We start from the raw sequence: 26896 nt of genomic DNA, 5'->3' as shown, positions 1-26896 counted from the left end.
TTTACGCCGGCGGGCTGCGGTGGGGCTGGCGAGACGCTTGAGGGAGGCGCCGTCGCCAGCGTACCTGCCGGAAACTGTGCTCGTGACGCTTTGAAAACAGCTTCTAACGGACATTGGCGCCTAAAAAGGCGGGCCAATGTTACTGGAAACTCGACGCAAAGTTAAGTCGGAAACCCTAGGAACCACGGGGTGAACTTGATTAGACAAAGGGCTAAGATGCCGCTTTGTTTTCGTTGTCCCGGCCATGTCTTCGCAAAGAATCAAAACCCCCTGCGTAGGGCTTTGCTCCACGGTATACGGCGACCTGGTATGCCGTGGCTGCAAGCGTTTCCACCATGAGGTGGTCAACTGGAACCTCTACGACGCCGAGGAAAAGCGGGCTGTCTGGAGTCGCCTTGAGCAGTTGCTGGCCCAGGTGATGGCCGCCAAGCTGGAAGTCTTCGACGCCGCGCGCCTGCGCCTGCAACTGGAGCAGCGGCAGATCCGTTTCGTCCCCGAGCAGTCCCCCTATTGCTGGGCCTACCAGTTGATCGCCCGCGGTTCCCGGCTGATCAACCAGATCGAAGCCTACGGCGTGGCACTGCTGCCGGAATTCCGCGACTGGAGCCTGCCGGACCTGCGCGATGCCATCGACCGGGAATTCTTCCTGCTGTCGGAAGCGCATTACCAGCGCTACATCGCGCCCTCGTTCCTGCAGGCGATCGACAGATAGGCGGTGTCTCCAGCGAAAAAGCCGCCCTTGGGCGGCTTTTTCGTCCGACCAGCGGTCACTCCTTGCTGGCCAGCTCCTCCAGGTGGGCGATGATGTCGTCCGGCTTCAACACCAGCACGTCGCTTTCCAGGGTATCCAGCACCACTTCCGCGGTATTGCCGATCAGCGCGCCGGACAACCCGGTGCGCGCCACGGTGCCGATCACGGTGACCACCGCGTCGAGCTTCTGCGCGGTGCGCGGGATCAGCACGTCGGCCGGACCTTCCTCGATGTGCAATTGTTCGTCGCTGAAACCGTACTCGGCCTGGAAGGTGCGGCAGGCCTCGCGATAGCGGGCCTCGATGGTTTCGCTGAGCTGGAAGGTCGGGTCGGCAGAGGAGAGCATCGGCGAGGGGTGGGCGCTGATCACGTGCAGCGTGGCCTTGGCCAGGCCGGCGATGTCGTAGGCATGGCTGATGATCCCGGCGTGCAGGGAGCGGTGCTCGCCGTCGTTGTTGCCGACGTCGACCGCGGCGAGGATCTTTCCGCCCGTCCAGGGCCGGGCGGTCTTGGTCATCAGTACCGGACAGGGCGCGAAGCGCAGCAGCTTCCAGTCGTCCGGGGTGAGGATGGCCTTTTTCAGCGGGTTGTCGGGAAAGTGCTGCTTGATGATCAGCCCGCAGCCTTCGGCCTGTTGCTCGGCGATGATGGTCTGGTGCAGGGAGTCCTTCCAGGCCTGGTTGGTCGAGACGCTGTAGCCTTCCTCGCGCAGCTCCTGGGCCAGGTCGTTGAGAGCGGCGCTGTGGTCGCGGCGCTTCTCGCAGACCAGCAGGTGCAGGTGCGACTGGGTCACGCCGGCGATCAGTTGTGCCCGTTTCAGGGCGAGACCTTCCAGCTGGTCCGGTTCAATCACCACGAGGATGCTGCGAATGGCTTGCATGATCGTCTCCCTGAGTGCTTGTGGTTATCGCTGAAACAACTCTAGACGCAATCCAGCCGCTGCTCTTGATGCATATCAAACGGGTCGGCCTGCCCGACCGCCGCAGCTTCCGTATAATGCTCCGCCTTTCCTGCCCCGACCAGCGTCATGGCAGGCTCTTTCCAGAATGAGTGACCTGCACCATGTTGCCCGAGATCGACCAATTCCTTGCCTGTTCCACTCCCGCCGCCTGGGTCGAGGCGGCCCTGGAGCGCCAGGACGTCATGCTGCTGGACCACAAGGCCTGCGAGATGAAGGCCGCGGCGACGGCGATGCAACTGATCGGCAAGTACTCCGGCCGCCTGGACCTGGTGAACAAGATGAGCCGCCTGGCGCGCGAGGAGCTGCGCCACTTCGAGCAGGTGCTGGCGATCCTGAAGAAACGCGGTATCCCGGTGGTCAATGTCAGCGCCTCCCGCTACGCCTCGGCGCTGCGCGACCTGGTGCGCAAGCAGGAGCCGCAGCGGCTGACCGATACGCTGGTGGTCGGCGCCTTCATCGAGGCGCGTTCCTGCGAGCGCTTCGCCGCCCTGGTGCCGCACCTGGACGCGGAGCTGGCGAAATTCTACGGCGGTTTGCTGAAGTCCGAGTCGCGGCATTTCCAGGACTACCTGAAGCTGGCCTACCAGTACGGCGACGAGGCCGACGTGGAGCGGACGATCGAGGTGGTGCGGGCCAAGGAGGCCGAGCTGATCAGCAGTCCGGACAACGAATTCCGCTTCCACAGCGGCCTCCCGGTGGACCTGGTGGCCTGAGCCGGAAACAAGAAAGCGCCCCGCGGGGCGCTTTTTTTGCTGCCTGGATCAGTCCTTGACCTTGAGGTCGAGGGCCAGGTCGCGGGCGGCCTTGGTCGCCAGAACGCCCATCAGCTGGCCGATCTCGTCCTGGCGGCTCGCCGCGCCGTTGGCGCCGGCACCCATCATTACGCTGGGGACGGGGGCCTGGGCGGCGGCTTCGGCCCAGACCTTGTTGATCGCGATCAGCGCGTCGAGCTTCGGCTGCAACGCGCCGTCCGCCTTGATCACCGCTTCGCGGGCGTAAGCCTCGGCGTCGGCGGTGATCTTGGTGGCCTGGGCGGTCACCGTGGCCTTGTCGCGCAGCAGTTCGGCGGTCTGCTTCTCGATCTCGGCGCGCTGCTTCTCGCGCTCGGCGTTGATCACCGCCAATTGCTTGTCGGTTTCCGCCTGGGTGGTGCGTTCGATCTGGTCGCGCAGGGTTTCCTGGCGCTTGGCCTCGACTTCCTTCTCGCCGCGGGCGGTGACCAGCAGCTTTTCCTCTTCTTCCTTCAGGCGGTTCTGCCGCGCCACCGCCAGCTCGGCGAGCGCCTGCTGGACCTTGACCATGCGCTGCTTGTACTGCGGGTTGGGATCGACGTTGGTGATCCGCGCTTCCACCACCTCGACGCCGAACTTGCGGAACTGCTGTTGCTTGCGTACCGGGATGCCCTTGGCATCGGTGACCTTCTCGGTGACGAACTGGCTGGCGTTGTTGTCGCCGAACGCTCCCTGCTCGGTGCCGGCCTGGAGGATCGCGGTCTGGTGCGGAATGGCGCCGCGCGGCCCGCGGACTTCCTTGCGCTTGATCAGGTACAGGCCGTCGTTGAGCTGGTTCTCGAACTCGGCGGCGAATTCGCTGCGGGCTCCGGCGTAGTAGTCGTCGGCGCTCATCAGCGAAGCGGTGGCCTGGAGGGTTTCCTTGATCGCCGGCACCAGTGCGGTGCGGATGAAATTGTCCGGGTTGCGGTATTCCTGGGCCATCTTCAGGAACGGCTCGCCGCCGGGCAGGCGAAAGCGCGCGGAAGATTCGACCTTGGCGTCGACGTTGCCGAGGAACACGATCGGGAAAGCCTCGATGGTGGCGCCGAGGCCGTCGTTGTCCGGATTGGTGTCGTTATCGTCCATGACCAGCACGGACTGCACGCTGATGGCCTTCTTCCAGGTGGTGGCGCGACCGAACCACTTGGTCGCGTAGCCGACGTCATCGACGATCTTCTCGTCGCCGAAGATGGTCCTTACGTGGGTCATGAAGCCGGCTTCGTTATAGAAGAACACGCCGTTGAACAGGCCGAAGCCGAGGGCGAGCACGCCGAGGGGGGCGGCGACGAACTTGATCAGGTTTCCCTTCGAGATGATCACGATCATTCCTTGATGCGGGGTGGGGGAGCGCGATCCTGCTGAAAGGTGGCCCGCGACGTCAAGATGGACGGCGGAAAAAATGCGAATCGCATAATGCTTCGCTGAAAGGCCCGCATGGCGGGCCTGGGGTGGGTCAGAGCGGGAAGGGCGCCTGGCGATGGCCGTTGGCGTCGATCTCCAGGGCCCAGCCCTGGCGGTCCCAGTCGCCGAGCACGATGCGCCGGGCGGGCTGGCCGTCGATGTCCAGCGGGTGTTCGGCCGGCCGATGAGTGTGGCCGTGGATCAGGGTACGCACGCCATGCCCGCGCATGACCCGGGGCACTTCTTCGGGCGTGACATCGATGATGTCGACGGCTTTCATGCGGGTCTGCGCGCGGCTTTCCTTGCGCAGCTTGCGTGCCAGCTTGTGCCGGGTGGCCAGCGGCAGGTGGCGCAGTACCCAGAGCGTGAGCGGGTTGCGCAGCCAGCGGCGCAGGCGCATGTAGGCCTCGTCTCGGGTGCACAGGCTGTCCCCGTGCATCAGCAATACCGGCTCGCCGTACAGGTCGATCACGCTCGGGTCGGGCAGCAGCGTGCATCCGGCCTCGCGGCAGAACGCCTTGCCAATGAGGAAGTCGCGATTGCCGTGCATCAGGTAGATGCGCGTACCGCCGTCGGCCACCTGGCGCAGGGACTGGGCGATGGAGCGCTGGAAGGCGTCCATGCCGTCGTCGCCGATCCAGGCTTCGAAGAAGTCGCCGAGGATGTACAGGGCCTCGGCCCGACGGGCGCGCTCATCGAGGAAAGACAGAAACGCCCGGGTGATGTCCGGGCGTTCCGCTTCGAGATGCAGGTCCGAGATGAACAGGACGCTCATCGCTTCATTCTTCGACGATTTCGGCCTTCTCGATGATCACGTCCTCGGCCGGCACGTCCTGGTGGCCGCTGCGCATGGTGGTGGCCACGCCCTTGATCTTGTTGACCACGTCCATGCCCTCGACCACTTCGCCGAAGACGGCATAGCCCCAGCCCTGGGTGGTGGGGGCGGTATGGTTGAGGAAATCGTTGTCGGCGACGTTGATGAAGAACTGCGCGCTGGCCGAATGCGGGTCCATGGTACGAGCCATGGCGATGCTGCCGACCTTGTTGGTCAGGCCGTTGTTGGCTTCGTTCTTGATCGGTGCGCGAGTGGGCTTCTGCTTCATGCCCGGCTCGAAACCGCCGCCCTGGATCATGAAGTTGTTGATCACGCGGTGGAAGACGGTGTTGTCGTAGTGGCCGCTTTTCACGTACTCCTTGAAGTTCGCCGCGGTTTCCGGGGCTTTCTCTTCATCGAGCTTCAGGGTGATGACGCCATGGTTGGTATGCAGCTTGATCATGTGGGTAATCCGCTTTGTCGTGAAAATCGAAGGCCTGTCAGGGGGTTGACAGCTTCGGCTATGATAAGCGCTTTGATTTGCCCGGCCTACCCTGGTCGGGCGAGAGCATGACCAAGGATCCCATGAGCAAGCCAGAGACCACCGCCGCCCCGAACTTCCTGCGCCAGATCGTTCAAGCCGACCTGGATGCCGGCAAGCACGCGAAGATCGTCACCCGTTTCCCCCCGGAGCCCAACGGTTACCTGCACATCGGCCACGCCAAGTCGATCTGCCTGAACTTCGGCCTGGCCCAGGAATTCGCTGGCGATTGCCATCTGCGCTTCGATGACACCAACCCGGCCAAGGAAGACCAGGAGTACATCGATGCCATCGAGGCCGACATCAAGTGGCTGGGCTTCCAGTGGTCCGGCGAGGTCTGCTATGCCTCCAACTATTTCGACCAGTTGCATGCCTGGGCCATCGAGCTGATCAAGGCCGGCAAGGCGTTCGTCTGCGACCTCGGTCCCGAGGAAATGCGCGAATACCGCGGCACCCTCACCGAGCCGGGCCGCAACAGCCCTTACCGTGACCGTTCGGTGGAGGAGAACCTCGACCTGTTCGCCCGCATGAAGGCCGGTGAGTTCCCCGACGGCGCCCGTTCGCTGCGGGCGAAGATCGACATGGGTTCGCCGAACATGAACCTGCGCGATCCGATCCTGTACCGCATCCGCCATGCGCATCACCACCAGACCGGCGACAAGTGGTGCATCTACCCGAGCTACGACTTCACCCACGGTCAGTCGGACGCCATCGAGGGCATCACCCATTCGATCTGCACCCTGGAATTCGAAGACCATCGTCCGCTCTACGAGTGGTTCCTGGCCAACCTGCCGGTACCTGCGCAACCGCGCCAGTACGAATTCTCCCGGCTCAACCTGAACTACACCGTGACCAGCAAGCGCAAGCTCAAGCAATTGGTCGACGAAGGCCATGTCAGCGGCTGGGACGATCCGCGCATGTCGACCCTGTCCGGCTATCGCCGCCGTGGCTACACCCCGGAGTCGATCCGCAACTTCTGCGAGATGATCGGGGTGAACCGTGCCAGCGGCGTGGTCGACATCGGCATGCTCGAGTTCAGCATCCGCGACCACCTGGACGCCACCGCGCCGCGTGCCATGTGCGTGCTGAAACCGCTCAAGGTGGTGATCACCAACTACCCCGAAGGGCAGGTGGAGAACCTCGAGTTGCCGCGTCATCCGAAGGAAGACATGGGAGTGCGCGTACTGCCGTTCGGTCGCGAGCTGTTCATCGATGCCGGTGACTTCGAGGAAGTCCCGCCGGCCGGCTACAAGCGCCTGATCCCCGGTGGCGAGGTGCGTCTGCGCGGCAGCTACGTGATCCGTGCCGACGAAGCGATCAAGGATGCCGACGGCAATATCGTCGAACTGCGCTGCAGCTACGATCCGGACACCCTGGGCAAGAACCCGGAAGGCCGCAAGGTCAAGGGCGTGATCCACTGGGTGCCGGCCGAGGGCAGCGTCGAGTGCGAAGTGCGCCTGTACGATCGGCTGTTCCGCTCGGCCAATCCGGAGAAGGCGGAAGAGGGCGGCAGCTTCCTCGACAACATCAACGCCGACTCCCTGCAGGTACTGGCCGGCTGTCGCGCCGAGCCGTCGCTGGGCCAGGCGAACCCGGAGGATCGCTTCCAGTTCGAGCGCGAAGGCTATTTCGTCGCCGACCTGAAGGACTCCAGGCCGGGCAAGCCGGTGTTCAACCGTACCGTCACCCTGCGTGACTCCTGGGGACAGGGCTGAGGAAAAACCGTGCTGCAGATCTACAACACGCTGAGCAAGACCAAAGAAGTCTTCACGCCGCTGGTCGGCAACCAGGTGCGCATGTACGTGTGTGGCATGACCGTGTACGACTACTGCCATCTGGGCCACGGCCGCAGCATGGTGGCGTTCGACGTGATCACCCGCTGGTTGCGCCACCGCGGCTACGACCTGACGTACGTGCGCAACATCACCGATATCGATGACAAGATCATCAATCGCGCCAACGAGAACGGCGAGCCGTTCGATGTGCTGACCGAGCGCATGATCGCGGCGATGCACGAGGACGAGGCCCGGCTGAACATCCTCAAGCCGGACCAGGAGCCGCGCGCCACCGATCACATCGCCGGCATGCACGCGATGATCCAGACCCTGATCGACAAGGGCTATGCCTACGCGCCGGGCAACGGTGACGTGTACTACCGGGTCGGCAAGTTCGCTGGCTACGGCAAGTTGTCGCGGCGGCGGGTCGAGGACCTGCGCATCGGTGCGCGGATCGAGCCGGGCGAAGCGAAGGAGGATCCGCTCGATTTCGTGCTCTGGAAGGGCGCCAAGCCTGGCGAACCGAGCTGGTCGTCGCCCTGGGGCGAGGGGCGCCCGGGCTGGCACATCGAATGCTCGGTGATGTCCACCTGCTGCCTGGGCGATTCCTTCGACATCCATGGCGGTGGCAACGACCTGGAGTTCCCTCATCACGAGAACGAGATCGCCCAGAGCGAGGCCGCGACCGGCAAGCCCTACGCCAAGTCCTGGCTGCACTGCGGGATGATCACCATCAACGGCGAGAAGATGTCCAAGTCGCTGGGCAATTTCTTCACCATCCGCGAAGTGCTGGAGAAATATCACCCCGAAGTGGTGCGTTACCTGCTGATCGCCAGCCATTACCGCAGTCCGATCAACTACTCGGAGGAGAACCTGCGCGAGGCCAAGGCGGCCCTGGACCGTTTCTACAACGCGCTCAAGGGGCTGCCCGAGGCGGCGCCGGCGGAAGCGGCGGAGTATGTCGAGCGCTTCGCCGCGGCGATGGACGACGACTTCAATACCGCGGGTGCCTGCTCGGTGCTGTTCGAGCTGGCGCGGGAGGTCAATCGTCTGCGCGAAAGCGACCTGTCGGCGGCGGCCGCGCTGGCCGCGCGCCTGAAGCAGTTGGCTGGCCTGCTGGGGGTGCTGCAACTGGAGCCGGAAGCCTTCCTGCAGGCGGGCGCCGAGGGCAAGGTCGATGCGGCCGAGGTCGAGGCGCTGATCCAGGCGCGCCTGGAGGCGCGGGCGGCGAAGAACTGGGCGGAGTCCGACCGGATTCGCGATCGGCTCACCGCCATGGGCGTAGTGCTGGAGGATGGCAAGGGCGGCACTACCTGGCGCCTGGCCGACTGAACCCGCAGCGATAAATGAAAAGCCCCGCGAACGCGGGGCTTTTCATTACCGGCGACCTCAGTCGTGCAGGTGTTCGGCGGCGTGCAGGGTATTTTCCAGTAGGCAGGCGCGGGTCATCGGCCCGACGCCGCCCGGCACCGGGGTGATCCAGCTGGCGCGTTGCGCTGCCACTTCGTATTCCACGTCGCCGACCAGGCGGCCGTCGGCCTGGCGGTTGATGCCGACGTCGATGACGATGGCGCCTTCCTTGATCCACTCGCCCTTGACCAGTCCCGGCTTGCCGGCAGCGACCACCACCAGGTCGGCGCGCGACACATGGTCGGCCAGGTCGCGGGTGAAGCGGTGGGTCACGGTGACGGTGCAGCCACCCAGCAGCAACTCCAGAGCCATGGGCCGGCCGACGATGTTCGAGGCGCCGACCACGACCGCATCCATGCCGTACAGGTCGGCGCCGGTGCTGGCGAGCAGGGTCATGATGCCTTTCGGGGTGCAGGGGCGCAGCAGGGGCATGCGCTGGGCCAGGCGGCCGATGTTGTAGGGATGGAAACCGTCCACGTCCTTGTCCGGGTGGATGCGCTCCAGCAGCAGGGAGGCGTCCAGGTGGGCGGGCAGGGGTAGCTGGACCAGGATGCCGTCGATGGCGGGGTCGTCGTTCAGGCGGTCGATCAGGGCCAGCAGGTCGTCCTGGCTGGTTTCGGCGGGAAGATCGTAGGCCTGGGAGAGAAAGCCGACTTCCTTGCAGTCCTTGCGCTTGTGCGCCACATAGACCTGAGAGGCCGGATCGGTGCCGACCAGGATCACCGCCAGGCCGGGAACGCGCAGGCCTTGCTGGCGGCGCTCGGTCACGCGTTGGGCTATCTGCTGGCGAAGGTTGGCGGCGATCGCTTTGCCGTCGATCAGTTGTGCGGTCATGTCGGAAGGGTAACCATCGAATCGGGTGGAAAAAGGACGCGCATTTTCGCATGGACGCCGCCCGGGGCAAAGGAGGCGACCCGTGGATTTGCCGTAACTCCTTTATATAGCTGAATTTTTTTAAAAAACCCGTTGACGGCCTTTCGCCCCCTGTATAACATGCGCCCCGCTTGCCGAGCACAGCCGGACGCAGGGTAAGAGGTAAAGCAAGTCGGTTGCTGACTTTGTGATTGCCAGAGCTTAAAGTTTGCGCTCAGCATTGAATGCAGATGAATAAAGCGCCCGTAGCTCAGCTGGATAGAGCATCCGCCTTCTAAGCGGATGGTCGCAGGTTCGAGTCCTGCCGGGTGCGCCATTCGGCGAATCGGCAAGAAGCAGGCGATGTTTTACCGCAAGTCGTAATATGGTGGGCGTAGCTCAGTTGGTAGAGCACAGGATTGTGGCTCCTGGTGTCGTGGGTTCGATTCCCATCGTCCACCCCATATTCCGAAGCGCCAGGCCCGGGGCCTGGCGTTTTCATTTCCAAGCAGTGTCCCGCGGACGTGGTGGAATTGGTAGACACACTGGATTTAGGTTCCAGCGCCGCAAGGCGTGAGAGTTCGAGTCTCTCCGTCCGCACCACCTTCAGGCTCGGCTTGTCCGGCCGCTGCGGTTGAAGCCGGAACGTCCGGCACGATTCACGATATGGTGGGCGTAGCTCAGTTGGTAGAGCACAGGATTGTGGCTCCTGGTGTCGTGGGTTCGATTCCCATCGTCCACCCCATATTTCGAAGCGCCAGGCCTTGTGCCTGGCGTTTTCGTTTGCGCTTCACGATCTCTTCTCCGCGTGCCTTTCCGGTACCCAATCTGCCCTCATGGGCGCGACGGCAGGTTGAACTTGTTCCGGGTCCGGCGCTCTTAAGCGAGCCTGTCGTTCCTGGCGGGTCCGTATATGCAGTCTGGGTGAAGCGACATGTCGATGAAATGGACCGAGCAGCGCTTGCGCAAGGCTCTCAAGCAGATGGCGAACAATCATGAATCGGCTGCGGTCGAGGTCATGCGCGCCGTCGAGCGGGCGAACGATCCGAAGCTGGCGCAGCGCCTGCTCGAGGTGATCGAGCAGATGCACCAGGATGCCGATGCGCTGCGCTCCATCGACGACGAAATCGCCAGCGGCGTGATCCGTTGCCAATGAGGCCGTAGACGCTCCGCAGTTCAGGACTTCCCGGCTGAAACCGGCGCATCCGGCCGGTTCGCCAGTTTCGGGCGCAAGGTCGCGCCCTGGGCTGTGTTCCGGCGAACGGTATAAGGTTGGCGGCCGCGGAAGGCGAAGGCGGTGAACATGTTCGTATTCTCTCTCGGTGCGTTTCAGAAACGGTATTCCACCAGGGCGCTCGGGCCGATGCTGTCATGCCACTCTTCGGCGACAGCGGCGGAGCAGAGGCTGGCGAGCGTGCCGGCGAGGCACAGGGAGGGGCTTCTCATGGGGACTCCTTCCGTTGCAGCCAGGGACGTGCCTTGGTGCCTTGCTGGGCGAAGCGGTAGCCGAGCGCGTTCAGACCGTCGAAGTCGCGACTGAAGGTGTCTCCCAGGCCCTGGCCGCTGCCGGCCAGGACGGCGTGTGCGCTGTCGATGGGTTGCAGGATGAACTCGCCGGAGCGGGTTCCTCCGGCTTGCCCGCGCACCAGCAGGAAGCCGTCTTCGATCCTGATGCTCAGGCCGTTCAGGTAGCTGTGCCGGCCCGTGCTGGCGACGCGGTAGGTGCCGACGGCTTCGGTCCAGGCCTGGGGCAGGGATGTCGGCTCGATGCGCTCGCCGAGGTAGGCGGTCTGGTCGTGGCGGCGGGACACCAGGATTCGGCGTTGGCCGTAGCTGACCACGTCCAGTTGCAACTGTCCGGCGCTGTCCACGCCGACAGGCCAGAACCCCAGCAGTCTTTTTCTCATCTGCAGCCAGCCCGAGGTGTCGCGCAACAGTTCCACGCGTTGTTCGCCGAAATCCGCGTACAGGCGACCCCTGCGCTCGTACAGGCGAATCTGGCCTTGGCGGGTTGCGTAGCGACCGTATAGCTGTCGCCGGTCCTCCGGGCTCGGCACCTCCAGTGCGGGGGCGCGCGCGGGGGTGGGCTGTACGGCGGGGCGACGAGCGCCCTGTTTGACCTGCAGCATGAGCGACGCCGCTTGCCGGGCCAGGGAGGCAGTGAGCGACCCGCTGTCATCGGCGTTGCTCATGACAATGGCGGCGAGGCGCTGTTCCGGCAGCAGAATCAGATGGGCGCTGAATCCTGGGGTGGCGCTGGCGTACTCATAGTGACGGATGCCTCCTTCCAGCGGCGCGGAGCCGCACGGGCTGAGGAACCAGGCCAGGCCCACCTGGCAGTCGAAGTCCAGGGCATTGCCGGCGTTCTGCTGGCGGAACATCTCCTCGACGGAGTGTTTCCTGAGAAGCTGGCGCTCCTTGTGGCGCCCCTTGGCGAACAGCATGCGGACGAAGCGGCTGAGGTCGACCGGGCTGCTCCACAGATCGTTGACCGGGAGGTCGCTGGCGGAGCCGGGGCGACCGCCGCCGCTGTAGCCGTGGGCGCGTTGCGCCTGGGGCAGGGCGTTCCTGGCGAAGCTGGAGCGAGTCATCTGCAAAGGGTCCAGCAGGTGCTCGCGCATGTGCTGCTCGAAGTGCTTTCCGGTGTTGCGCTCGATGGTCGCGCCGACCAGTTCGTAGCCAAGGTTGGAATGGGCGACCTGGGTTCCCGGCGGATTGCTCAGCCAGACACCGGATACTTTCGCCGGCAGTTGGCCGAGTGAGTTCGGGCGTTCGCCGAACAGGGGCGGCAGTTGTTCGCCAGGAAGGCCGGACTGATGGCTGAGCAGCCGGCGGAAAGTGATCGCGCGATCCGCCTCGCTCTGGTCGGCATGGAAGCGTGAGCGTACGTAGAACTCGCGCAAGGTGTCCTGGAGCGGAGCGTCGAGAGAGAGTTGGCCGCGTTCGGCCAGTTGCAGGGTCGCGCTGGCGATCAGTAGCTTGGACAGGTCGCCGGCGTGGAATGCGGTGTGCTCGCTGGCGTTGATCCTGTGCTGTCGGTCGGCATAGCCGAAACCGCGGGCCCAGACCAGTTGCTGGTCGTCGACCAATGCCAGGGCCAGGCCGGGCACGTCCTGCCTTTCCATTTCCCGGCGGATGTGGCGTTGCAGATAGTCGATGACCTCGCCGTAGTTGCCCACGGCGGCGCTCGGCGCTGGCGGGGCGGGCGGCAGTCCGTGGCAGCCGCTGGTGCCGAGCAGGCAGCCGAGAAGGGAAAGATGCATTGCACGAAACATGGAACACCTGGCGGAAAGGCGAGGTGTCCCATGCTAGGGCGGGCCTGGCTGGCAGTCCTTACGGCTTTGTCAGCAATCTGTGAAAGATTGTTAAGCCTCCGCTGTCAACGGGGTCGCTCCCAGGTCAGGCGGAAGGAGGCGCCTCCCTGCGGAGTTTCCAGCGCTTCCGCATAGCCGCCGTGCCATTGCGCGACCCGGCGGACGATCGCCAGGCCCAGGCCGAAGCCGCCGGTGCTGCGATCGCGGCTGTCGTCCAGGCGCGAAAAGGGTTCGAAGATCTTCTGCCGGGCGTCCGCCGGTATCCCGGGGCCGTCGTCGTTGACCCGTATCTGACAGCTGTCGCCTTGATCGAGGAGGGCGATTTCGACGCGCGAGTGTGCGTGGCGAATGGCGTTGCGCAGCAGGTTGATCACTGCGCGCGCCATGAAGCGAGGCTCGATGCGGATCTGTTCGACCTGGCAGGCGCTGATCTCGCAGGTGACTCCGGCGGCTTCGGCTTCCAGGGCGACGTCGGCGACGACGCTATCCAGCCAGCTCGCGGCGTCGACGATTTCCCGGTGGCTCCCGACGTTGCCGTGCTCCAGGCGGGCGTAGGTCAGCAGTTCGGAGACCATTTCCTCCAGTTCGCCGAGATCGGCGCGCATGTCCTCTATCAGGTCGTGGCGTACTTCGGCGTCGACCTGCTTGTTCAATTGCTCGAGTTCGAAGGATAGGCGGGAGATCGGCGTGCGCAATTCGTGGGATACCGCGTTGGTCAGTTCACGCTGGTTGCTGATCAGGCTTTCGATGCGGTCGGCCATCTGGTTGAAGTGCTGGGCCAGGGTGCGGATGTCGGAGCGTCGGAAAATGCGCGTGCGCGATGACAGGTCGCCGTCGCCGAAGCGTTGCGCGGCCAGGCGCAGGGTCTCGAGGTCGCGCCAGTGCGGGCGGACCCATACCAGCAGGGCGATGCCGACCAGCACGCCGAGCAGGATGTAGGCCAGCACGGTGAATAGTGGGGTCAGCGAGGGTTCCGGCGGCAGCTTGATGTCGAGCAGTTGCGGGCCCGCGTCGATGCGGCTGATGAATTCCGTGAAGTCCTCGCGTACCACCAGCAGGTTCTTGTCGAGGAGGGCCTGCTCTTCCTGCGTCAGCTTCGCCTGCCTGGCATCCGTCAGGCTCAGCTCGAGCCCGTAGTGGGGACGCCAGTCTTCGAGCTGTCGCTGGTGTCCGGCCTGGTCCAGCGGGGCCAGCTTTTCCACCAGCGAATAGGCCTGGCCGCGAACGGCGTCGCGGTGATAGTTCTCGACGATGCTGTCGTAGAACGCGTCGATGACATGGTCGACCACGAAGATCGCGGCGGCGAACCCCAGGGCCAGCAGCAGGTAGAGGCGCAGGAACAGGCGCAGCATTCAGAGCTCCCAGCCCAGCGGGTTGAACAGGTAGCCCTTGCCCCAGACGGTCTTGATCCGGACCGGTTCGCGCGGATTGTCCTTCAGTTTATTGCGCAGCTTGCTGATGCAGACGTCGACGCTGCGGTTCAGTCCGTCGAAACCGATGCCGCGGATCTGGTTGAGGATCTCGTCGCGGGAAAGTATTTCCCCTGCCTGGCTGGCCAGCAGCCAGAGCAGCTCGAACTCCATCGTGGTCAGTTCGATGCCGAGGCCTTCGAGTTCCGCTTCGCGCCGCCGTCGGTCGATGTTCAGCTTGCCGAATGTCAGGCTTTCCGGGGACGCGGGAAGGGGCGCGTGCCGGCGCATCAGGGCGCGCAGGCGGGCGAGCAGCACCGGTGGCTCGATCGGCTTGATCACGTAGTCGTCGGCGCCGGACTCCAGGCCGAGGATGTGATCGAGATCGTCCTCCTGGGCGGTGAGTATGAGGATCGGCAGGTTCGCGACCCGGCGGATCTCCCGGCACACCTGCAGACCATTCTGTCCGGGGAGCATGAGGTCGAGAACCACCACTTGCGGTTTGAAGTCGAGGAAGGCGGCGAACGCGGCATCACCGCGATGCACCTGGCGCACTTCGAAACCATGCTGGGAAAGGAAACTGGCGATCAGGCGGGCGAGCTTCTGGTCGTCTTCGACGAGCAATACCTTGCTGAGGGTAGGGCAGTCCATAGGGTTTCATCGGTCGGAGCGGAATCGGCTGGCATTATATGCGCCCGCTTCCGGCGAAGCTCCAGCGACTCGTTCGAGATCGGGCTGCGATCGGCGGAAGCGGCCGGAAACACCCCGGGGATCCGCCTGCACCCTGGCGGGGTGACTTCTGCTTTTCCCTCTACTAGAATGCATGCCCTTGATTCTGGGAGCCGGAAGGACCGGCTTACGTCTGTGCAACGAGGAATATCCATGCAAGTTTCTGTTGAAAGCACTTCCGCTCTTGAGCGCCGCATGACCGTTGGTGTGCCTGCCGAGCGTATCGAGACCGAAGTCAACAAGCGTCTGCAGCAGACCGCCCGTCGTGCCAAGATTCCAGGTTTCCGCCCCGGCAAGGTGCCGATGAGTGTCATTCGTCAGCGCTACGAAGCTTCCGCGCGCCAGGAAGCCATGGGCGATCTGATTCAGGAAACCTTCTACGAAGCCGTGGTCGAGCAGAAGCTGAATCCGGCCGGTTCGCCGTCGGTAGAGCCCAAGTCCTTCGAGAAAGGCAAGGACCTGGAATACATCGCAACCTTCGAAGTCTTCCCGGAATTTACCGTTTCCGGCCTGGAAGACATCAAGGTCGAGCGCCTGCAGGCCGAAGTTTCCGATGCTGATGTCGACAATATGCTCGACGTCCTGCGCAAGCAGAACACCCGTTTCGAAGTAGTCGAGCGTGCCGCCCAGAACGATGACCAGTTGAACATCGACTTCGTCGGCAAGATCGACGGCGAAGCCTTCGCCGGCGGTTCCGCCAAAGGCACCCTGCTGGTACTGGGCTCCGGTCGCATGATCGCCGGCTTCGAAGAAGGGCTGGTGGGGGCGAAGGCCGGTGAAGAGCGTGTGCTCAACCTGACCTTCCCCGAGGACTACCAGAACCTGGACCTGGCCAACAAGGCTGCCGAGTTCACCGTTACCGTCAATAGCGTAGCCGAGCCCAAGCTGCCGGAACTGAACGAAGAGTTCTTCGCTCTGTTCGGCGTGAAGGAAACCGGTCTCGATGGCTTCCGCGCCGAAGTGCAGAAGAACATGGAGCGCGAGCTGCGCCAGGCGATCAAGTCCAAGGTCAAGAACCAGGTTATGGAAGGTCTGCTGCAGGCCAACCCGATCGAAGTGCCCAAGGCCCTGATCGGCAACGAAGTGAACCGTCTGCGCGTGCAGGCCGTCCAGCAGTTCGGTGGCAACATCAAGCCTGACCAACTGCCGGCCGAGCTGTTCGAAGAGCAGGCCAAGCGCCGTGTGGTGCTGGGCCTGATCGTCGCCGAAGTGGTCAAGCAGCACGAGCTGAAGGCCGACGAAGGTCGCGTTCGCGAAATGATCGAGGAAATGGCCTCGGCCTACCAGGAGCCCGAGCAGGTCGTCGCCTGGTACTTCAAGAACGAGCCCCAGCTGAACGAAGTCCGTTCTGTTGTACTGGAAGAACAAGTCGTAGATACTGTCCTGCAAAAGGCCACTGTGACCGATAAGCAGGTATCCTACGAAGAAGCGGTCAAGCCGGCCGAAGCTCCGCAAGCGGCCTGATTCGTTCCTCTCGTTCGAATCCCACAAGCCAGCCTTAGTGCTGGCTTGTGCGTCTTTGAGGCTTCACTATCTGTTAGGGAGTGATCGCAAGACATGTCTCGCAACTCTTTTATTCCGCACGTTCCCGATATCCAGGCCGCCGGTGGCCTGGTGCCCATGGTGGTGGAGCAGTCCGCCCGCGGCGAGCGCGCCTACGACATCTATTCGCGCCTGCTGAAGGAGCGGATCATCTTCCTGGTCGGCCAGGTCGAGGACTACATGGCCAACCTGGTGGTTGCCCAGTTGCTGTTCCTGGAGGCTGAAAATCCCGAGAAGGACATTCATCTCTACATCAACTCGCCGGGTGGCTCGGTGACTGCCGGGATGTCCATCTACGACACCATGCAGTTCATCAAGCCCAACGTCTCGACCACCTGTATCGGTCAGGCGTGCAGCATGGGTGCCCTGCTGCTTGCGGGCGGTGCCGCCGGCAAGCGCTACTGCCTGCCGCATTCGCGGATGATGATCCACCAGCCGCTGGGCGGTTTCCAGGGCCAGGCCTCGGATATCGAGATCCATGCCAAGGAAATTCTCTTCATCAAGGAGCGTCTGAACCAGATCCTGGCGCACCACACCGGCCAGCCCCTGGACGTCATTGCCCGCGATACCGATCGTGACCGCTTCATGAGCGGTGACGAAGCTGTCAAGTATGGCCTGATCGACAAGGTCATGACCCAGCGCGACCTGGCCGTCTAAGGCTCCGCAATACTGGCGGTCGAGACATTCGGCCGCCTCGTGGGCTTGAAAATGCCCACAATTGCCTTCATCTTGTGTTTGAAGCTACCCATTGGATCGATCGAATGACTGATACCCGCAACGGCGAGGACAACGGCAAGCTGCTGTATTGCTCCTTCTGCGGCAAGAGCCAGCACGAAGTGCGCAAGTTGATTGCCGGCCCCTCGGTCTTTATCTGCGACGAGTGTGTCGACCTGTGCAATGACATCATCCGCGAGGAGGTGCAGGAAGCGCAGGCGGAAAGTAGTGGGCACAAACTTCCGGCGCCGAAAGAGATCCGCACCATCCTCGATCAGTACGTGATCGGGCAGGAGCGGGCCAAGAAGGTTCTGGCGGTAGCGGTATACAACCACTACAAGCGCCTCAACCAGCGTGACAAGAAGGACGATATCGAGCTCGGCAAGAGCAACATTCTGATGATCGGCCCAACCGGCTCGGGCAAGACCCTGCTGGCCGAGACCCTCGCACGTCTGCTGAACGTGCCGTTCACCATCGCCGATGCGACCACGCTGACGGAAGCGGGCTACGTGGGCGAGGATGTCGAGAACATCATCCAGAAACTCTTGCAGAAGTGCGATTACGATGTGGAGAAGGCCCAGATGGGCATCGTCTACATCGACGAGATCGACAAGATTTCCCGGAAATCGGACAACCCCTCCATCACTCGCGACGTTTCCGGCGAGGGTGTGCAGCAGGCCCTGCTGAAGCTCATCGAGGGCACCGTTGCCTCGGTACCGCCGCAGGGCGGTCGCAAGCATCCGCAGCAGGAGTTCCTGCAGGTCGATACGCGCAACATCCTGTTCATCTGCGGCGGCGCTTTCGCCGGTCTGGAGCGGGTCATCCAGAACCGTTCCGCGCGCGGCGGCATCGGTTTCAATGCCGAAGTGCGCAGTCAGGAGATGGGCAAGAAGGTCGGCGAGGCGTTCAAGGAAGTCGAACCGGAAGATCTCGTCAAGTTCGGTCTTATTCCCGAGTTTGTAGGGCGTTTGCCGGTGATCGCGACTCTTGATGAGCTCGACGAGGCTGCGCTCATGCAGATCCTGACCGAGCCGAAGAACGCTCTCACCAAGCAGTACGCCAAGCTGTTCGAAATGGAAGGCGTCGATCTCGAATTCCGTCCGGACGCACTCAAGGCGGTTGCCCGCAAGGCGCTCGAACGCAAGACCGGTGCACGTGGCTTGCGTTCAATTCTCGAAGGTATCCTTCTCGATACCATGTACGAGATTCCCTCCCAGCAGGATGTCAGCAAGGTGGTCATCGATGAGAGTGTCATCGATGGCTCGTCGCAACCCCTGATGATCTACGAGAACAGCGAAAAGCCAGCCAAGGCTGCGCCTGAGGCATGAAAGACCAGGGGCCTTCGGGCCCCTTTTCTTTTCCGACTGGCACGCTTGTTTTTTCCCGGGCCTAACCCCATCTTAGGCTGAAAGGTCTTCCTATCTGTTTCGTGGCCAAGTGCCGCTGTAGAGCCGACATTATGAAAACACTCGTCGAATTGCCCTTGCTGCCGCTACGTGACGTGGTGGTGTACCCGCACATGGTCATCCCGTTGTTCGTCGGTCGGGAAAAGTCCATCGAGGCCCTGGAGGCAGCGATGACCGGCGACAAGCAAATCCTCCTGCTGGCGCAGAAAAACCCCGCGGACGATGATCCGGGCGAAGATGGCCTGTACCGCATGGGTACGGTCGCTACCGTGCTGCAGTTGCTCAAGCTGCCGGATGGCACCGTCAAGGTGCTGGTCGAAGGCGAGCAGCGCGGCCAGGTCGAGCGCTTCATCGAGGAGGAAGGGCACATTCGTGCCGCGGTCCAGGCCATCGACGACGCCAATGTCGGCGAGCGCGAGGCCGAGGTCTTCACTCGCAGCCTGCTGAGCCAGTTCGAGCAATACGTCCAGTTGGGCAAGAAAGTCCCCGCCGAGGTGCTTTCCTCGCTGAACAGCATCGACGAGCCGAGCAGGCTGGTCGATACCATGGCCGCGCACATGGCGCTGAAGATCGAGCAGAAGCAGGACATCCTGGAGATCACCGACCTGTCGTCGCGGGTCGAGCATGTCCTGGCGCTGCTGGATGCCGAGATCGACCTGCTGCAGGTGGAAAAGCGTATCCGCGGCCGGGTCAAGAAGCAGATGGAGCGCAGCCAGCGCGAGTACTACCTGAATGAGCAGATGAAGGCCATTCAGAAGGAACTCGGCGATATCGACGAAGGGCACAACGAAGTCGAGGAGCTGAAGAAGCGCATCGACGCTGCCGGCCTGACCAAGGAGGCGCACACCAAGGCCACTGCCGAGCTGAACAAGCTTAAGCAGATGTCGCCGATGTCGGCGGAAGCCACCGTGGTGCGTTCCTACATAGACTGGCTGCTGAACGTGCCGTGGAAGGCCGAGAGCAAGGTGCGCCATGATCTCGCCAAGGCGGAAGACATCCTCGATGCCGACCATTATGGCCTGGAAGAGGTCAAGGAGCGCATTCTCGAGTATCTCGCCGTGCAAAAGCGGGTGAAGAAGCTCAAGGGCCCGGTCCTTTGCCTGGTGGGACCGCCCGGCGTGGGCAAGACCTCCCTGGCCGAATCCATCGCCCGCGCCACCAATCGCAAGTTCGTGCGCATGGCGCTCGGCGGCGTGCGTGACGAGGCCGAGATCCGCGGTCACCGTCGTACCTATATCGGCTCCATGCCGGGCCGCCTGATCCAGAAGATGACCAAGGTCGGCGTGCGCAACCCGCTGTTCCTCCTCGACGAAATCGACAAGATGGGCAGCGACATGCGCGGGGATCCCGCCTCGGCGCTGCTCGAGGTGCTCGACCCGGAGCAGAACCACAACTTCAACGATCACTACCTGGAAGTCGACTACGACCTGTCCGACGTGATGTTCCTCTGCACCGCGAACTCGATGAACATCCCGGCGCCCCTGCTGGATCGGATGGAAGTCATCCGCCTGCCGGGCTACACCGAGGACGAGAAGGTCAATATCGCCGCCAAGTACCTGATTCCGAAGCAGGTCCAGGCCAACGGCCTGAAGAAGGGCGAGCTGACCTTCGAGGAAGGCGCCCTGCGCGACATCATTCGCTACTACACCCGCGAAGCCGGGGTGCGCAGCCTCGAGCGGCAGATCGCCAAGGTCTGCCGCAAGGCGGTGAAGGAGCATGCCAAGCTCAAGCGTATCCAGGCGGTGGTGTCCAGCGAGACGCTGGAGAACTACCTCGGCGTGCGCAAGTTCCGTTATGGCCTCGCCGAACAGCAGGACCAGATCGGCCAGGTGACCGGGCTGGCCTGGACCCAGGTCGGCGGCGAGCTGCTTACCATCGAGGCGGCCGTGGTACCCGGCAAGGGCCAGTTGACCAAGACCGGATCGCTGGGCGACGTGATGGCGGAATCGATCACCGCGGCGTTGACCGTGGTGCGCAGCCGCGCCCAGAGCCTAGGAATCGCGGCGGACTTCCACGAGAAGCGTGACATCCATATCCACGTTCCGGAAGGCGCTACGCCGAAGGATGGCCCGAGCGCAGGCATCGGCATGTGCACGGCGCTGGTTTCGGCGATCACGCAGATCCCGGTGCGCGCCGACGTGGCAATGACCGGGGAGATCACCCTGCGTGGGCAGGTGCTGGCGATCGGCGGGCTGAAAGAAAAACTTTTGGCGGCGCACCGCGGCGGGATCAAGACGGTGATCATTCCCGAGGAAAATGTTCGCGACCTGAAGGAAATTCCGGACAATATTAAGAGTGATCTGGTTATTAAACCGGTTAAATGGATTGACGAAGTCCTGCAAATTGCGCTGCAATACGCCCCGGAGCCCTTGCCCGATGCGGCTCCGGAGATGGTTGCAAAGGATGAAAAACGCGAGCCTGATTCCAAGGAGCGAATTAGCACGCATTAGTCGGTAGGTATTCTTGACACTGTTTTTGGGCCCTTGTTATAAAGCGGCACTTGCTGAGTCAGTTGGCCTACCAGCGCAGAATTTCCTTACACCTAACACATAGAAACATACTCAACAGAAATAAGGGGACTTAGAGTGAACAAGTCGGAACTGATCGATGCAATTGCCGCATCTGCTGATATCCCGAAAGCTGTTGCCGGTCGCGCACTGGACGCAGTGATCGAGTCCGTCACTGGCGCCCTGAAGGCTGGTGACTCCGTCGTGCTGGTTGGTTTCGGCACCTTCGCTGTCAAAGAGCGCGCTGCTCGCACCGGTCGCAACCCGCAAACTGGCAAGCCGATCAAGATCGCCGCTGCCAAGATCCCGGGCTTCAAAGCCGGTAAAGCCCTGAAGGATGCTGTCAACTAAGCGTCTTTTTGGACTCGATCTACCCAGGTCGGCCAAGGCTGGCCTGGCTGCGGAGCGGTAGTTCAGTCGGTTAGAATACCGGCCTGTCACGCCGGGGGTCGCGGGTTCGAGTCCCGTCCGCTCCGCCAGTTACGAGAAGGCGCATCCTCGGATGCGCCTTTCTTATATCCGCATCTCTTACCCACGCCGCGCCGCCCAAGACGGCTGGTCGTGGCAGTTTTTGGGGGCTGCATGCTGCAGAACATCAGGGATAATTCCCAGGGCTGGATCGCCAAGACCATCATTGGCGTGATCATCGTTCTCCTGTCGCTGACCGGCTTCGACGCGATCATCCGGGCCACCGACCACTCCAACGTGGCCGCCAAGGTCAACGGCGACGATATCAGTCTCAATGAAGTCCAACAGGCCGTGGACATGCAGCGTCGCCAGCTGCTGCAACGCCTGGGCAAGGATTTCGATCCATCCATGCTGGATGACAAGCTGCTCAAGGAAGCGGCCCTGAAGGGGCTGATCGAGCGTACCCTGCTGCTCCAGGCCGCCAAGGACGACAAGTTCGCCTTCTCCGACCAGGCGCTGGACCAGTTGATCCTGCAAACTCCCGAGTTCCAGGTCGACGGCAAGTTCAACGCGGATCGCTTCGACCAGGTCATCCGCCAGATGAACTACAGCCGCATGCAGTTCCGCCAGATGCTCGGCCAGGAAATGCTCATCGGCCAGCTTCGCGCCGGCCTGGCGGGCACCGGTTTCGTCACCGACAACGAATTGCAGTCCTTCGCTCGCCTCGAGAAGCAGACCCGCGACTTCGCCACCCTGGCGATCAAGGCCGACGCCTCCAAGAGCAGCGTGAGCGACGACGAGGTGAAGGCCTTCTACGAAGGCCACAAGAGCGAGTTCATGACTCCCGAGCAGGTGGTCGTCGAATACGTGGAGCTGAAGAAGTCCTCCTTCTTCGACCAGGTCAAGGTGAAGCAGGAAGACCTCGAGGCGCTGTACCAGAAGGAAATCGCCAACCTTTCCGAGCAGCGCGATGCCGCCCACATCCTGATCGAGGTGAACGACAAGGTCGGCGACGAGCAGGCCAAGGCGAAGATCGACGAGATCAAGGCTCGCCTGGCCAAGGGCGAGGATTTCGCCGCGCTGGCCAAGGAGTTCTCCCAGGATATCGGCTCGGCCGCCACCGGCGGCGACCTGGGCTACGCCGGTCGCGGCGTGTACGACCCCGCGTTCGAGGAGGCGCTGTATGCGCTGAAGCAAGGTGAGGTATCCGCCCCGGTGAAGACTCCGTACGGCTACCACCTGATCAAGCTGCTGGGCGTGCAGGCGCCGGAAGTACCGAGCCTGGAAAGCCTCAAGCCGAAGCTCGAGGACGAACTGAAGAAACAGATGGTCGAGCAGCGCTTCGTCGAGGCTACCAAGGACTTGGAAAGCTCCGCCTACGAAGCCGCCGACCTGAGCCAGCCGGCGCAGGAAATGGGCCTGAAGGTCCAGACCAGCCAGCCGTTCGGACGTTCGGGGGGCGACGGCATCGCTGCCAACCGCCAGATCGTGCAGACCGCGTTCAGCCCCGAGGTGCTGGAAGAAGCGGCCAACAGTGGCGCCATCGAGCTGGATCCGGACACCGTGGTGGTACTGCGGGTCAAGGAGCACAACAAGCCGAAGGAGCAACCGCTGGAGCAGGTCGCGGCGAACATCCGCGAGCGCCTGGCTGCCGAAAAGGCCGCCGAGGAGGCGCAGAAGCGTGGCGAGGCCCTGATCGCAGAGCTGCGTGAAGGCCGTACCTCTTCCGCAGCGGGTGAGTCGTGGAAAGTGGTCGAGGCGGCCTCCCGCGGCCAGGAAGGCGTCGATCCGAAACTGCTCCAGGCGGTGTTCCGCATGCAGCGTCCGGAGGCCAAGGACAAGCCTTCGCTCTCTGGCGTGACCCTGGCCAATGGCGATTACGTGGTGATCCGCCTGAATGGCGTCAGCGAGCCGGAGGAGGCTATCTCCGACGACGAGAAGGCCATGTACCGCCGCTTCCTGGCTTCGCGCAGCGGACAGGCAGACTTCGCCGCCTTCCGCCGTCAGTTGCAGGACAAGGCGGAAGTCGAGAAATACTGAGACCGAGATGCAGAGAAAAGGCCGCTTACGCGGCCTTTTCTTTATTCCTCCCATGAAAAATGGCCGCTCGAAGCGGCCATTTTTCATGGGCGGGGTGATCAGTCGTCGTCCAGCGGGCCCATGGCGGTAGTGTTGAAGCCGCCATCGACGTAGAGGATCTCGCCACTGATACCGCTGGCCAGGTCTGAACAGAGGAAGGCGCCGGCATTGCCGACTTCCTCGATGGTGACGTTGCGCCGCAGCGGCGTCTGCCGCTCGTTGGCGGCCAGCATCTTGCGGAAACTCTTGACCCCGGAGGCGGCGAGCGTTCGGATCGGCCCGGCGGAAACCGCATTGACCCGGGTGCCTTCCGCGCCCAGGCTGCCGGCCAGGTAGCGGACCCCGGCCTCCAGGCTGGCCTTGGCCATGCCCATTACGTTGTAGTTCGGCATGGTCCGTTCGGCGCCCAGGTAGGAGAGGGTCAGCAGGCTGCCGTTGCGGCCCTTCATCATTTCCCGTCCGGCCTTGGCCAGGGCGATGAAGCTGTAGGCGCTGATGTCGTGGGCGATGCGGAAGCCCTCGCGGGTGGTCACCGCGGTGAAGTCGCCGTCGAGCTGATCGCCTGGAGCGAATCCGACGGAGTGGACGATGATGTCCAGGCCGTCCCAGTGCTTGCCCAGGGCGGCGAACACCGCTTCGATCTGGCTCTCGTCGGCCACGTCACAGGGGAAGCACAGCTCCGGCCGCGAGCCCCAGCCACTGGCGAACTCCTCCACCCGGCCCCTGAGCTTGTCGTTCTGGTAGGTGAAGGCCAGTTCGGCGCCTTCCCGGTGCATGGCGGCGGCGATGCCGGAAGCGATGGAGAGCTTGCTGGCGACTCTGACGATCAGGGCGCGTTTTCCTGTGAGAAATCCCATTGTCCGTTCCTTGTCTGCTACTCAGTTTTCCGCGCTTGCCGGGGCCATGAAGGCAGCCTCCAGCAATTGCTGCGTATAGGGATGTTGCGGCGAGGCGAAAACCGCTTCGGCGCTGCCCTGTTCCACTACCTTGCCATGTCGAACCACCATCAGCTGGTGGCTGAGCGCCTTGACCACCGCCAGGTCGTGGCTGATGAACAGGTAGGTGAGGTTGTACTTGCCCTGCAGTTGCCGCAGCAATTCCACGACCTGGCGCTGCACGGTGCGGTCGAGCGCCGAGGTCGGTTCGTCGAGCAGGATCAGTGCCGGTTTCAGCACCAGTGCCCGGGCGATGGCGATGCGCTGGCGCTGGCCGCCGGAGAATTCGTGGGGGTAACGGTAGCGGGTCTGCGGATCGAGCCCGACCTCCACCAGCGCGTCGATGATCGCCTGCTCCTGTTCGGCCTCGCTGCCGATCCTATGGATGCGCAGGCCTTCGCCGACGATCTCGCCGACACACATGCGTGGGCTGAGGCTGCCATACGGGTCCTGGAACACCACCTGCATCTCGCGGCGCAGCGGGCGCACGTCATGTTGCGCGAGACCGTCCAGCCGGGTGCCTTCGAAGCGGATGCCGCCCTGGCTTTCCAGCAGCCGCAGGATCGCCAGGCCAAGGGTCGACTTGCCCGAGCCGCTTTCGCCAACGATGCCCAGCGTCTGCCCGCGGGGTAGTTCGAAATTGACCCCGTCGACCGCCTTGACGTGGTCCACGGTGCGGCGGAACACGCCTTTGCGGATCGGGAACCAGACCCGCAGGTCGTCCACCGCCAACAGGGTTTCACCCGGCGGGTTGCTTGCCGGCGCACCGCTGGGCTCGGCGTTGAGCAGCTCGCGGGTATAGGGGTGTCGCGGGGCTGCGAAGAGTTCCTGGCAGGAAGCCTGCTCGACGATCCGCCCTTGTTGCATGACGCAGACGCGGTGGGCGATGCGCCGGACCAGGTTGAGGTCGTGGGTGATCAGCAGCAGGGACATGCCCAGGCGTGCCTGCAGGTCCTTGAGCAGATCGAGGATCTTCAACTGGACGGTGACGTCGAGCGCGGTGGTCGGTTCGTCGGCGATCAGCAGTTGCGGCTCGCAGGCCAGGGCCATGGCGATCATCACGCGCTGCCGCTGGCCGCCGGAGAGTTCGTGTGGATAGGCTTTCAGGCGCTTGGCCGGCTCGGGGATGCCGACCAGCTCGAGCAGTTCGAGAATTCTCGCGCTGGCCTTGGCGCCACCCAGGCCCTTGTGCAGGGCGAGGACCTCGGCGAGCTGCTTCTCGATGGTATGCAGCGGATTGAGCGAGGTCATGGGTTCCTGGAAGACCATGGCGATGCGGTTGCCGCGGATCCCGCGCAGGCGCCGTTCCGGGAGCTTGAGCAGATCCTCGCCCTGGTAGTGGATGCTGCCTGCTGGGTGGCTGGCGACGGAGTAGGGCAGCAGGCGCAGGATGGAGTGGGCGGTCACCGACTTGCCCGAGCCGCTTTCGCCGACCAGGGCCAGGGTCTCGCCCTGGCGGATGTCGAAGCTGACGCCTTCGACCACCCGCTGGCGTTGCTCGCCGGAGAGGAATTCGACGGCGAGGTCGCGGATTTCCAGAATGTTCTCGCTCATCTCATTTCCTCGGGTCGAAAGCGTCGCGGGCGGCTTCGCCGATGAACACCAGCAGGCTCAGCATGACCGCCAGCACCACGAAGGCGGAAATGCCCAGCCAGGGTGCCTGGAGGTTGGACTTGCCCTGGGCGACCAACTCGCCCAGCGACGGCGCGCCAGGCGGCAGGCCGAAGCCGAGGAAGTCCAGGGAGGTGAGGGTGCCGATGGCGCCGGTGAGGATGAACGGCATGAAGGTCAGGGTCGAGATCATCGCGTTCGGCAGGATGTGACGGAACATGATGGCGCTGTTGCGCATGCCGAGGGCCCGGGCGGCGCGGACGTATTCCAGGTTGCGCCCGCGGAGGAACTCGGCGCGGACCACGTCCACCAGGCTCATCCAGGAAAACAGCAGCATGATGCCCAGCAGCCACCAGAAGTTCGGCTGGACGAAGCTGGCCAGGATGATCAGCAGGTAGAGCACCGGCAGCCCCGACCAGACTTCCAGGAAACGCTGGCCGAGCAGGTCGACCCAGCCGCCGTAGTAGCCTTGCAGGGCGCCGACGGTGACGCCGATCAGAGAACTGAGCACGGTCAGGGTCAGAGCGAAGAGGATCGACACGCGGAAGCCGTAGATCACCCGGGCGAGCACGTCGCGGGCCTGGTCGTCGGTGCCCAGCCAGTTTTCCGCCGACGGCGGGGCGGGGGCGGGAACCTTCAGCTCGTAGTTGATGGTGTCATAGCTGTAGGGGATCGGCGGCCAAAGCACCCAGCCGTCCTTCTCGGCGATCAGTTGGCTGATGTAGGGGCTCTTGTAGTTGGCTTCCAGGGGGAATTCGCCGCCGAAGGTGGTTTCCGGGTAGCGTTTGAAGACCGGGAAATACCAGCCGCCGTCGTAATGCACGACCAGCGGTTTGTCGTTGGCGATCAGTTCGGCGCCGAGGCTGCCGACGAACAGGATGAGGAACAGCCAGAGCGACCACCAGCCACGCTTGTTGCTCTTGAAGCGGGCCCAGCGGCGCTGGTTGATGGGAGACAGGCGCAT

22 protein-coding genes and 5 tRNA genes are annotated in these 26896 nt (G+C 63.3%); 16 read left to right on the top strand and 11 right to left on the bottom strand.

The genetic code is table 11. The features are described from left to right. The first annotated feature begins 244 nt into the window (after positions 1 to 244). Complete coding sequence (locus ACM0M4_RS17520) at positions 245 to 712, top strand: DUF1289 domain-containing protein (protein ID WP_003098041.1); 468 nt, start codon at positions 245 to 247, stop codon at positions 710 to 712. A gap of 55 nt (positions 713 to 767) precedes the next feature. On the opposite strand, the gene ACM0M4_RS17515 is transcribed toward ACM0M4_RS17520, so the two are convergent. Then, complete coding sequence (locus ACM0M4_RS17515; protein ID WP_003087881.1) at positions 768 to 1631, bottom strand: universal stress protein; 864 nt, start codon at positions 1629 to 1631, stop codon at positions 768 to 770. 170 nt (positions 1632 to 1801) lie between these two features. Here ACM0M4_RS17515 and ACM0M4_RS17510 point away from each other — a divergent pair, with 170 nt between their 5' ends. After that, a complete protein-coding gene (locus ACM0M4_RS17510) occupies positions 1802 to 2425 on the top strand; it encodes a tRNA isopentenyl-2-thiomethyl-A-37 hydroxylase MiaE (protein ID WP_004342965.1) in 624 nt (207 codons plus the stop codon). A 48-nt stretch (positions 2426 to 2473) separates the two neighbouring features. Here the strand turns inward: ACM0M4_RS17510 and ACM0M4_RS17505 are convergent, their stop codons facing one another. The 3 genes from ACM0M4_RS17505 to ACM0M4_RS17495 all read right to left on the bottom strand — a co-directional run bounded on the left by ACM0M4_RS17505 (position 2474) and on the right by ACM0M4_RS17495 (position 5163). Then, positions 2474 to 3805 (bottom strand): SPFH domain-containing protein, encoded by a 1332-nt coding sequence (locus tag ACM0M4_RS17505; protein ID WP_003087885.1) that lies wholly within the window; start codon positions 3803 to 3805, stop codon positions 2474 to 2476. A gap of 133 nt (positions 3806 to 3938) precedes the next feature. Beyond that, on the bottom strand, positions 3939 to 4661 hold the full coding sequence (gene lpxH, locus ACM0M4_RS17500) for a UDP-2,3-diacylglucosamine diphosphatase (protein WP_003113585.1): 723 nt from the start codon (positions 4659 to 4661) through the stop codon (positions 3939 to 3941). 4 nt (positions 4662 to 4665) lie between these two features. Next, a complete protein-coding gene (locus ACM0M4_RS17495; RefSeq protein WP_003087890.1) occupies positions 4666 to 5163 on the bottom strand; it encodes a peptidylprolyl isomerase in 498 nt (165 codons plus the stop codon). A 122-nt stretch (positions 5164 to 5285) separates the two neighbouring features. On the opposite strand from ACM0M4_RS17495, the gene ACM0M4_RS17490 reads away from it, so the two are divergent. Beyond that, positions 5286 to 6956 carry a glutamine--tRNA ligase/YqeY domain fusion protein gene (locus ACM0M4_RS17490; protein ID WP_003098032.1) on the top strand — a complete coding sequence of 557 codons (1671 nt, stop codon included), beginning with the start codon at positions 5286 to 5288 and terminating at the stop codon, positions 6954 to 6956. 9 nt (positions 6957 to 6965) lie between these two features. Then, positions 6966 to 8348, top strand: a complete 1383-nt coding sequence (cysS, locus tag ACM0M4_RS17485) for a cysteine--tRNA ligase (protein WP_003120296.1) — start codon at positions 6966 to 6968, stop codon at positions 8346 to 8348. A gap of 57 nt (positions 8349 to 8405) precedes the next feature. Here the strand turns inward: cysS and folD are convergent, their stop codons facing one another. Further along, the gene (folD, locus tag ACM0M4_RS17480) at positions 8406 to 9260 is read right to left on the bottom strand and encodes a bifunctional methylenetetrahydrofolate dehydrogenase/methenyltetrahydrofolate cyclohydrolase FolD (protein WP_221345405.1); all 855 of its coding nucleotides are present in this window, start codon (positions 9258 to 9260) and stop codon (positions 8406 to 8408) included. Between the two features lie 278 nt (positions 9261 to 9538). Here folD and ACM0M4_RS17475 point away from each other — a divergent pair. The 5 genes from ACM0M4_RS17475 (at position 9539) to ACM0M4_RS17455 (ending at position 10434) form a co-directional block, all read left to right on the top strand. Continuing rightward, positions 9539 to 9615: transfer RNA gene (locus ACM0M4_RS17475), tRNA-Arg, on the top strand. A 51-nt stretch (positions 9616 to 9666) separates the two neighbouring features. After that, positions 9667 to 9742: transfer RNA gene (locus tag ACM0M4_RS17470), tRNA-His, on the top strand. A 54-nt stretch (positions 9743 to 9796) separates the two neighbouring features. Next, a tRNA-Leu gene (locus ACM0M4_RS17465) sits at positions 9797 to 9881 on the top strand. 66 nt (positions 9882 to 9947) lie between these two features. Next, a tRNA-His gene (locus ACM0M4_RS17460) sits at positions 9948 to 10023 on the top strand. Between the two features lie 189 nt (positions 10024 to 10212). Beyond that, positions 10213 to 10434: a hypothetical protein gene (locus ACM0M4_RS17455; RefSeq protein ID WP_003087901.1), complete on the top strand. Its 222-nt coding sequence runs from the start codon at positions 10213 to 10215 to the stop codon at positions 10432 to 10434. Positions 10435 to 10720: 286 nt separating this feature from the next. On the opposite strand, the gene ACM0M4_RS17450 is transcribed toward ACM0M4_RS17455, so the two are convergent. The 3 genes from ACM0M4_RS17450 to parR all read right to left on the bottom strand — a co-directional run bounded on the left by ACM0M4_RS17450 (position 10721) and on the right by parR (position 14652). Then, positions 10721 to 12553: a serine hydrolase domain-containing protein gene (locus ACM0M4_RS17450; protein ID WP_115288815.1), complete on the bottom strand. Its 1833-nt coding sequence runs from the start codon at positions 12551 to 12553 to the stop codon at positions 10721 to 10723. A 104-nt stretch (positions 12554 to 12657) separates the two neighbouring features. Continuing rightward, positions 12658 to 13944 (bottom strand): sensor histidine kinase ParS, encoded by a 1287-nt coding sequence (gene parS / locus ACM0M4_RS17445; RefSeq protein ID WP_034069288.1) that lies wholly within the window; start codon positions 13942 to 13944, stop codon positions 12658 to 12660. Further along, positions 13945 to 14652, bottom strand: a complete 708-nt coding sequence (parR, locus tag ACM0M4_RS17440; protein ID WP_003098126.1) for a response regulator transcription factor ParR — start codon at positions 14650 to 14652, stop codon at positions 13945 to 13947. 231 nt (positions 14653 to 14883) lie between these two features. Here parR and tig point away from each other — a divergent pair, with 231 nt between their 5' ends. The 7 genes from tig to ACM0M4_RS17405 all read left to right on the top strand — a co-directional run bounded on the left by tig (position 14884) and on the right by ACM0M4_RS17405 (position 23347). Beyond that, positions 14884 to 16194 carry a trigger factor gene (gene tig, locus ACM0M4_RS17435; protein WP_003087920.1) on the top strand — a complete coding sequence of 437 codons (1311 nt, stop codon included), beginning with the start codon at positions 14884 to 14886 and terminating at the stop codon, positions 16192 to 16194. A 93-nt stretch (positions 16195 to 16287) separates the two neighbouring features. After that, complete coding sequence (gene clpP / locus ACM0M4_RS17430; RefSeq protein ID WP_003098129.1) at positions 16288 to 16929, top strand: ATP-dependent Clp endopeptidase proteolytic subunit ClpP; 642 nt, start codon at positions 16288 to 16290, stop codon at positions 16927 to 16929. A gap of 104 nt (positions 16930 to 17033) precedes the next feature. Beyond that, positions 17034 to 18314, top strand: coding sequence for an ATP-dependent Clp protease ATP-binding subunit ClpX (clpX, locus tag ACM0M4_RS17425; protein ID WP_003087924.1), 1281 nt, complete (start codon positions 17034 to 17036; stop codon positions 18312 to 18314). 131 nt (positions 18315 to 18445) lie between these two features. Further along, a complete protein-coding gene (gene lon, locus ACM0M4_RS17420; RefSeq protein ID WP_003087926.1) occupies positions 18446 to 20842 on the top strand; it encodes an endopeptidase La in 2397 nt (798 codons plus the stop codon). A 135-nt stretch (positions 20843 to 20977) separates the two neighbouring features. Beyond that, positions 20978 to 21250, top strand: a complete 273-nt coding sequence (gene hupB / locus ACM0M4_RS17415) for a nucleoid-associated protein HU-beta (protein WP_003087931.1) — start codon at positions 20978 to 20980, stop codon at positions 21248 to 21250. 51 nt (positions 21251 to 21301) lie between these two features. Further along, positions 21302 to 21378 (top strand) — tRNA-Asp (locus ACM0M4_RS17410). A gap of 103 nt (positions 21379 to 21481) precedes the next feature. Further along, positions 21482 to 23347 carry a SurA N-terminal domain-containing protein gene (locus tag ACM0M4_RS17405; RefSeq protein ID WP_003117690.1) on the top strand — a complete coding sequence of 622 codons (1866 nt, stop codon included), beginning with the start codon at positions 21482 to 21484 and terminating at the stop codon, positions 23345 to 23347. Between the two features lie 98 nt (positions 23348 to 23445). On the opposite strand, the gene fabI is transcribed toward ACM0M4_RS17405, so the two are convergent. From fabI to ACM0M4_RS17390, 3 genes are read right to left on the bottom strand one after another with little or no spacing between them, the layout of a single operon-like run. Further along, the gene (gene fabI, locus ACM0M4_RS17400) at positions 23446 to 24243 is read right to left on the bottom strand and encodes an enoyl-ACP reductase FabI (protein ID WP_054379881.1); all 798 of its coding nucleotides are present in this window, start codon (positions 24241 to 24243) and stop codon (positions 23446 to 23448) included. A 21-nt stretch (positions 24244 to 24264) separates the two neighbouring features. After that, a complete protein-coding gene (locus ACM0M4_RS17395) occupies positions 24265 to 25875 on the bottom strand; it encodes an ABC transporter ATP-binding protein (protein WP_003087940.1) in 1611 nt (536 codons plus the stop codon). Position 25876: 1 nt separating this feature from the next. Next, entirely contained in the window at positions 25877 to 26896 is a 1020-nt protein-coding gene (locus tag ACM0M4_RS17390; RefSeq protein ID WP_003087942.1) for an ABC transporter permease, read from the bottom strand.

It is taken from the genome of Pseudomonas sp. 18-147 (assembly GCF_051048045.1).
Taxonomy (GTDB): domain Bacteria; phylum Pseudomonadota; class Gammaproteobacteria; order Pseudomonadales; family Pseudomonadaceae; genus Pseudomonas; species Pseudomonas aeruginosa.
This window is presented reverse-complemented; position numbering and strand designations above follow the sequence as displayed.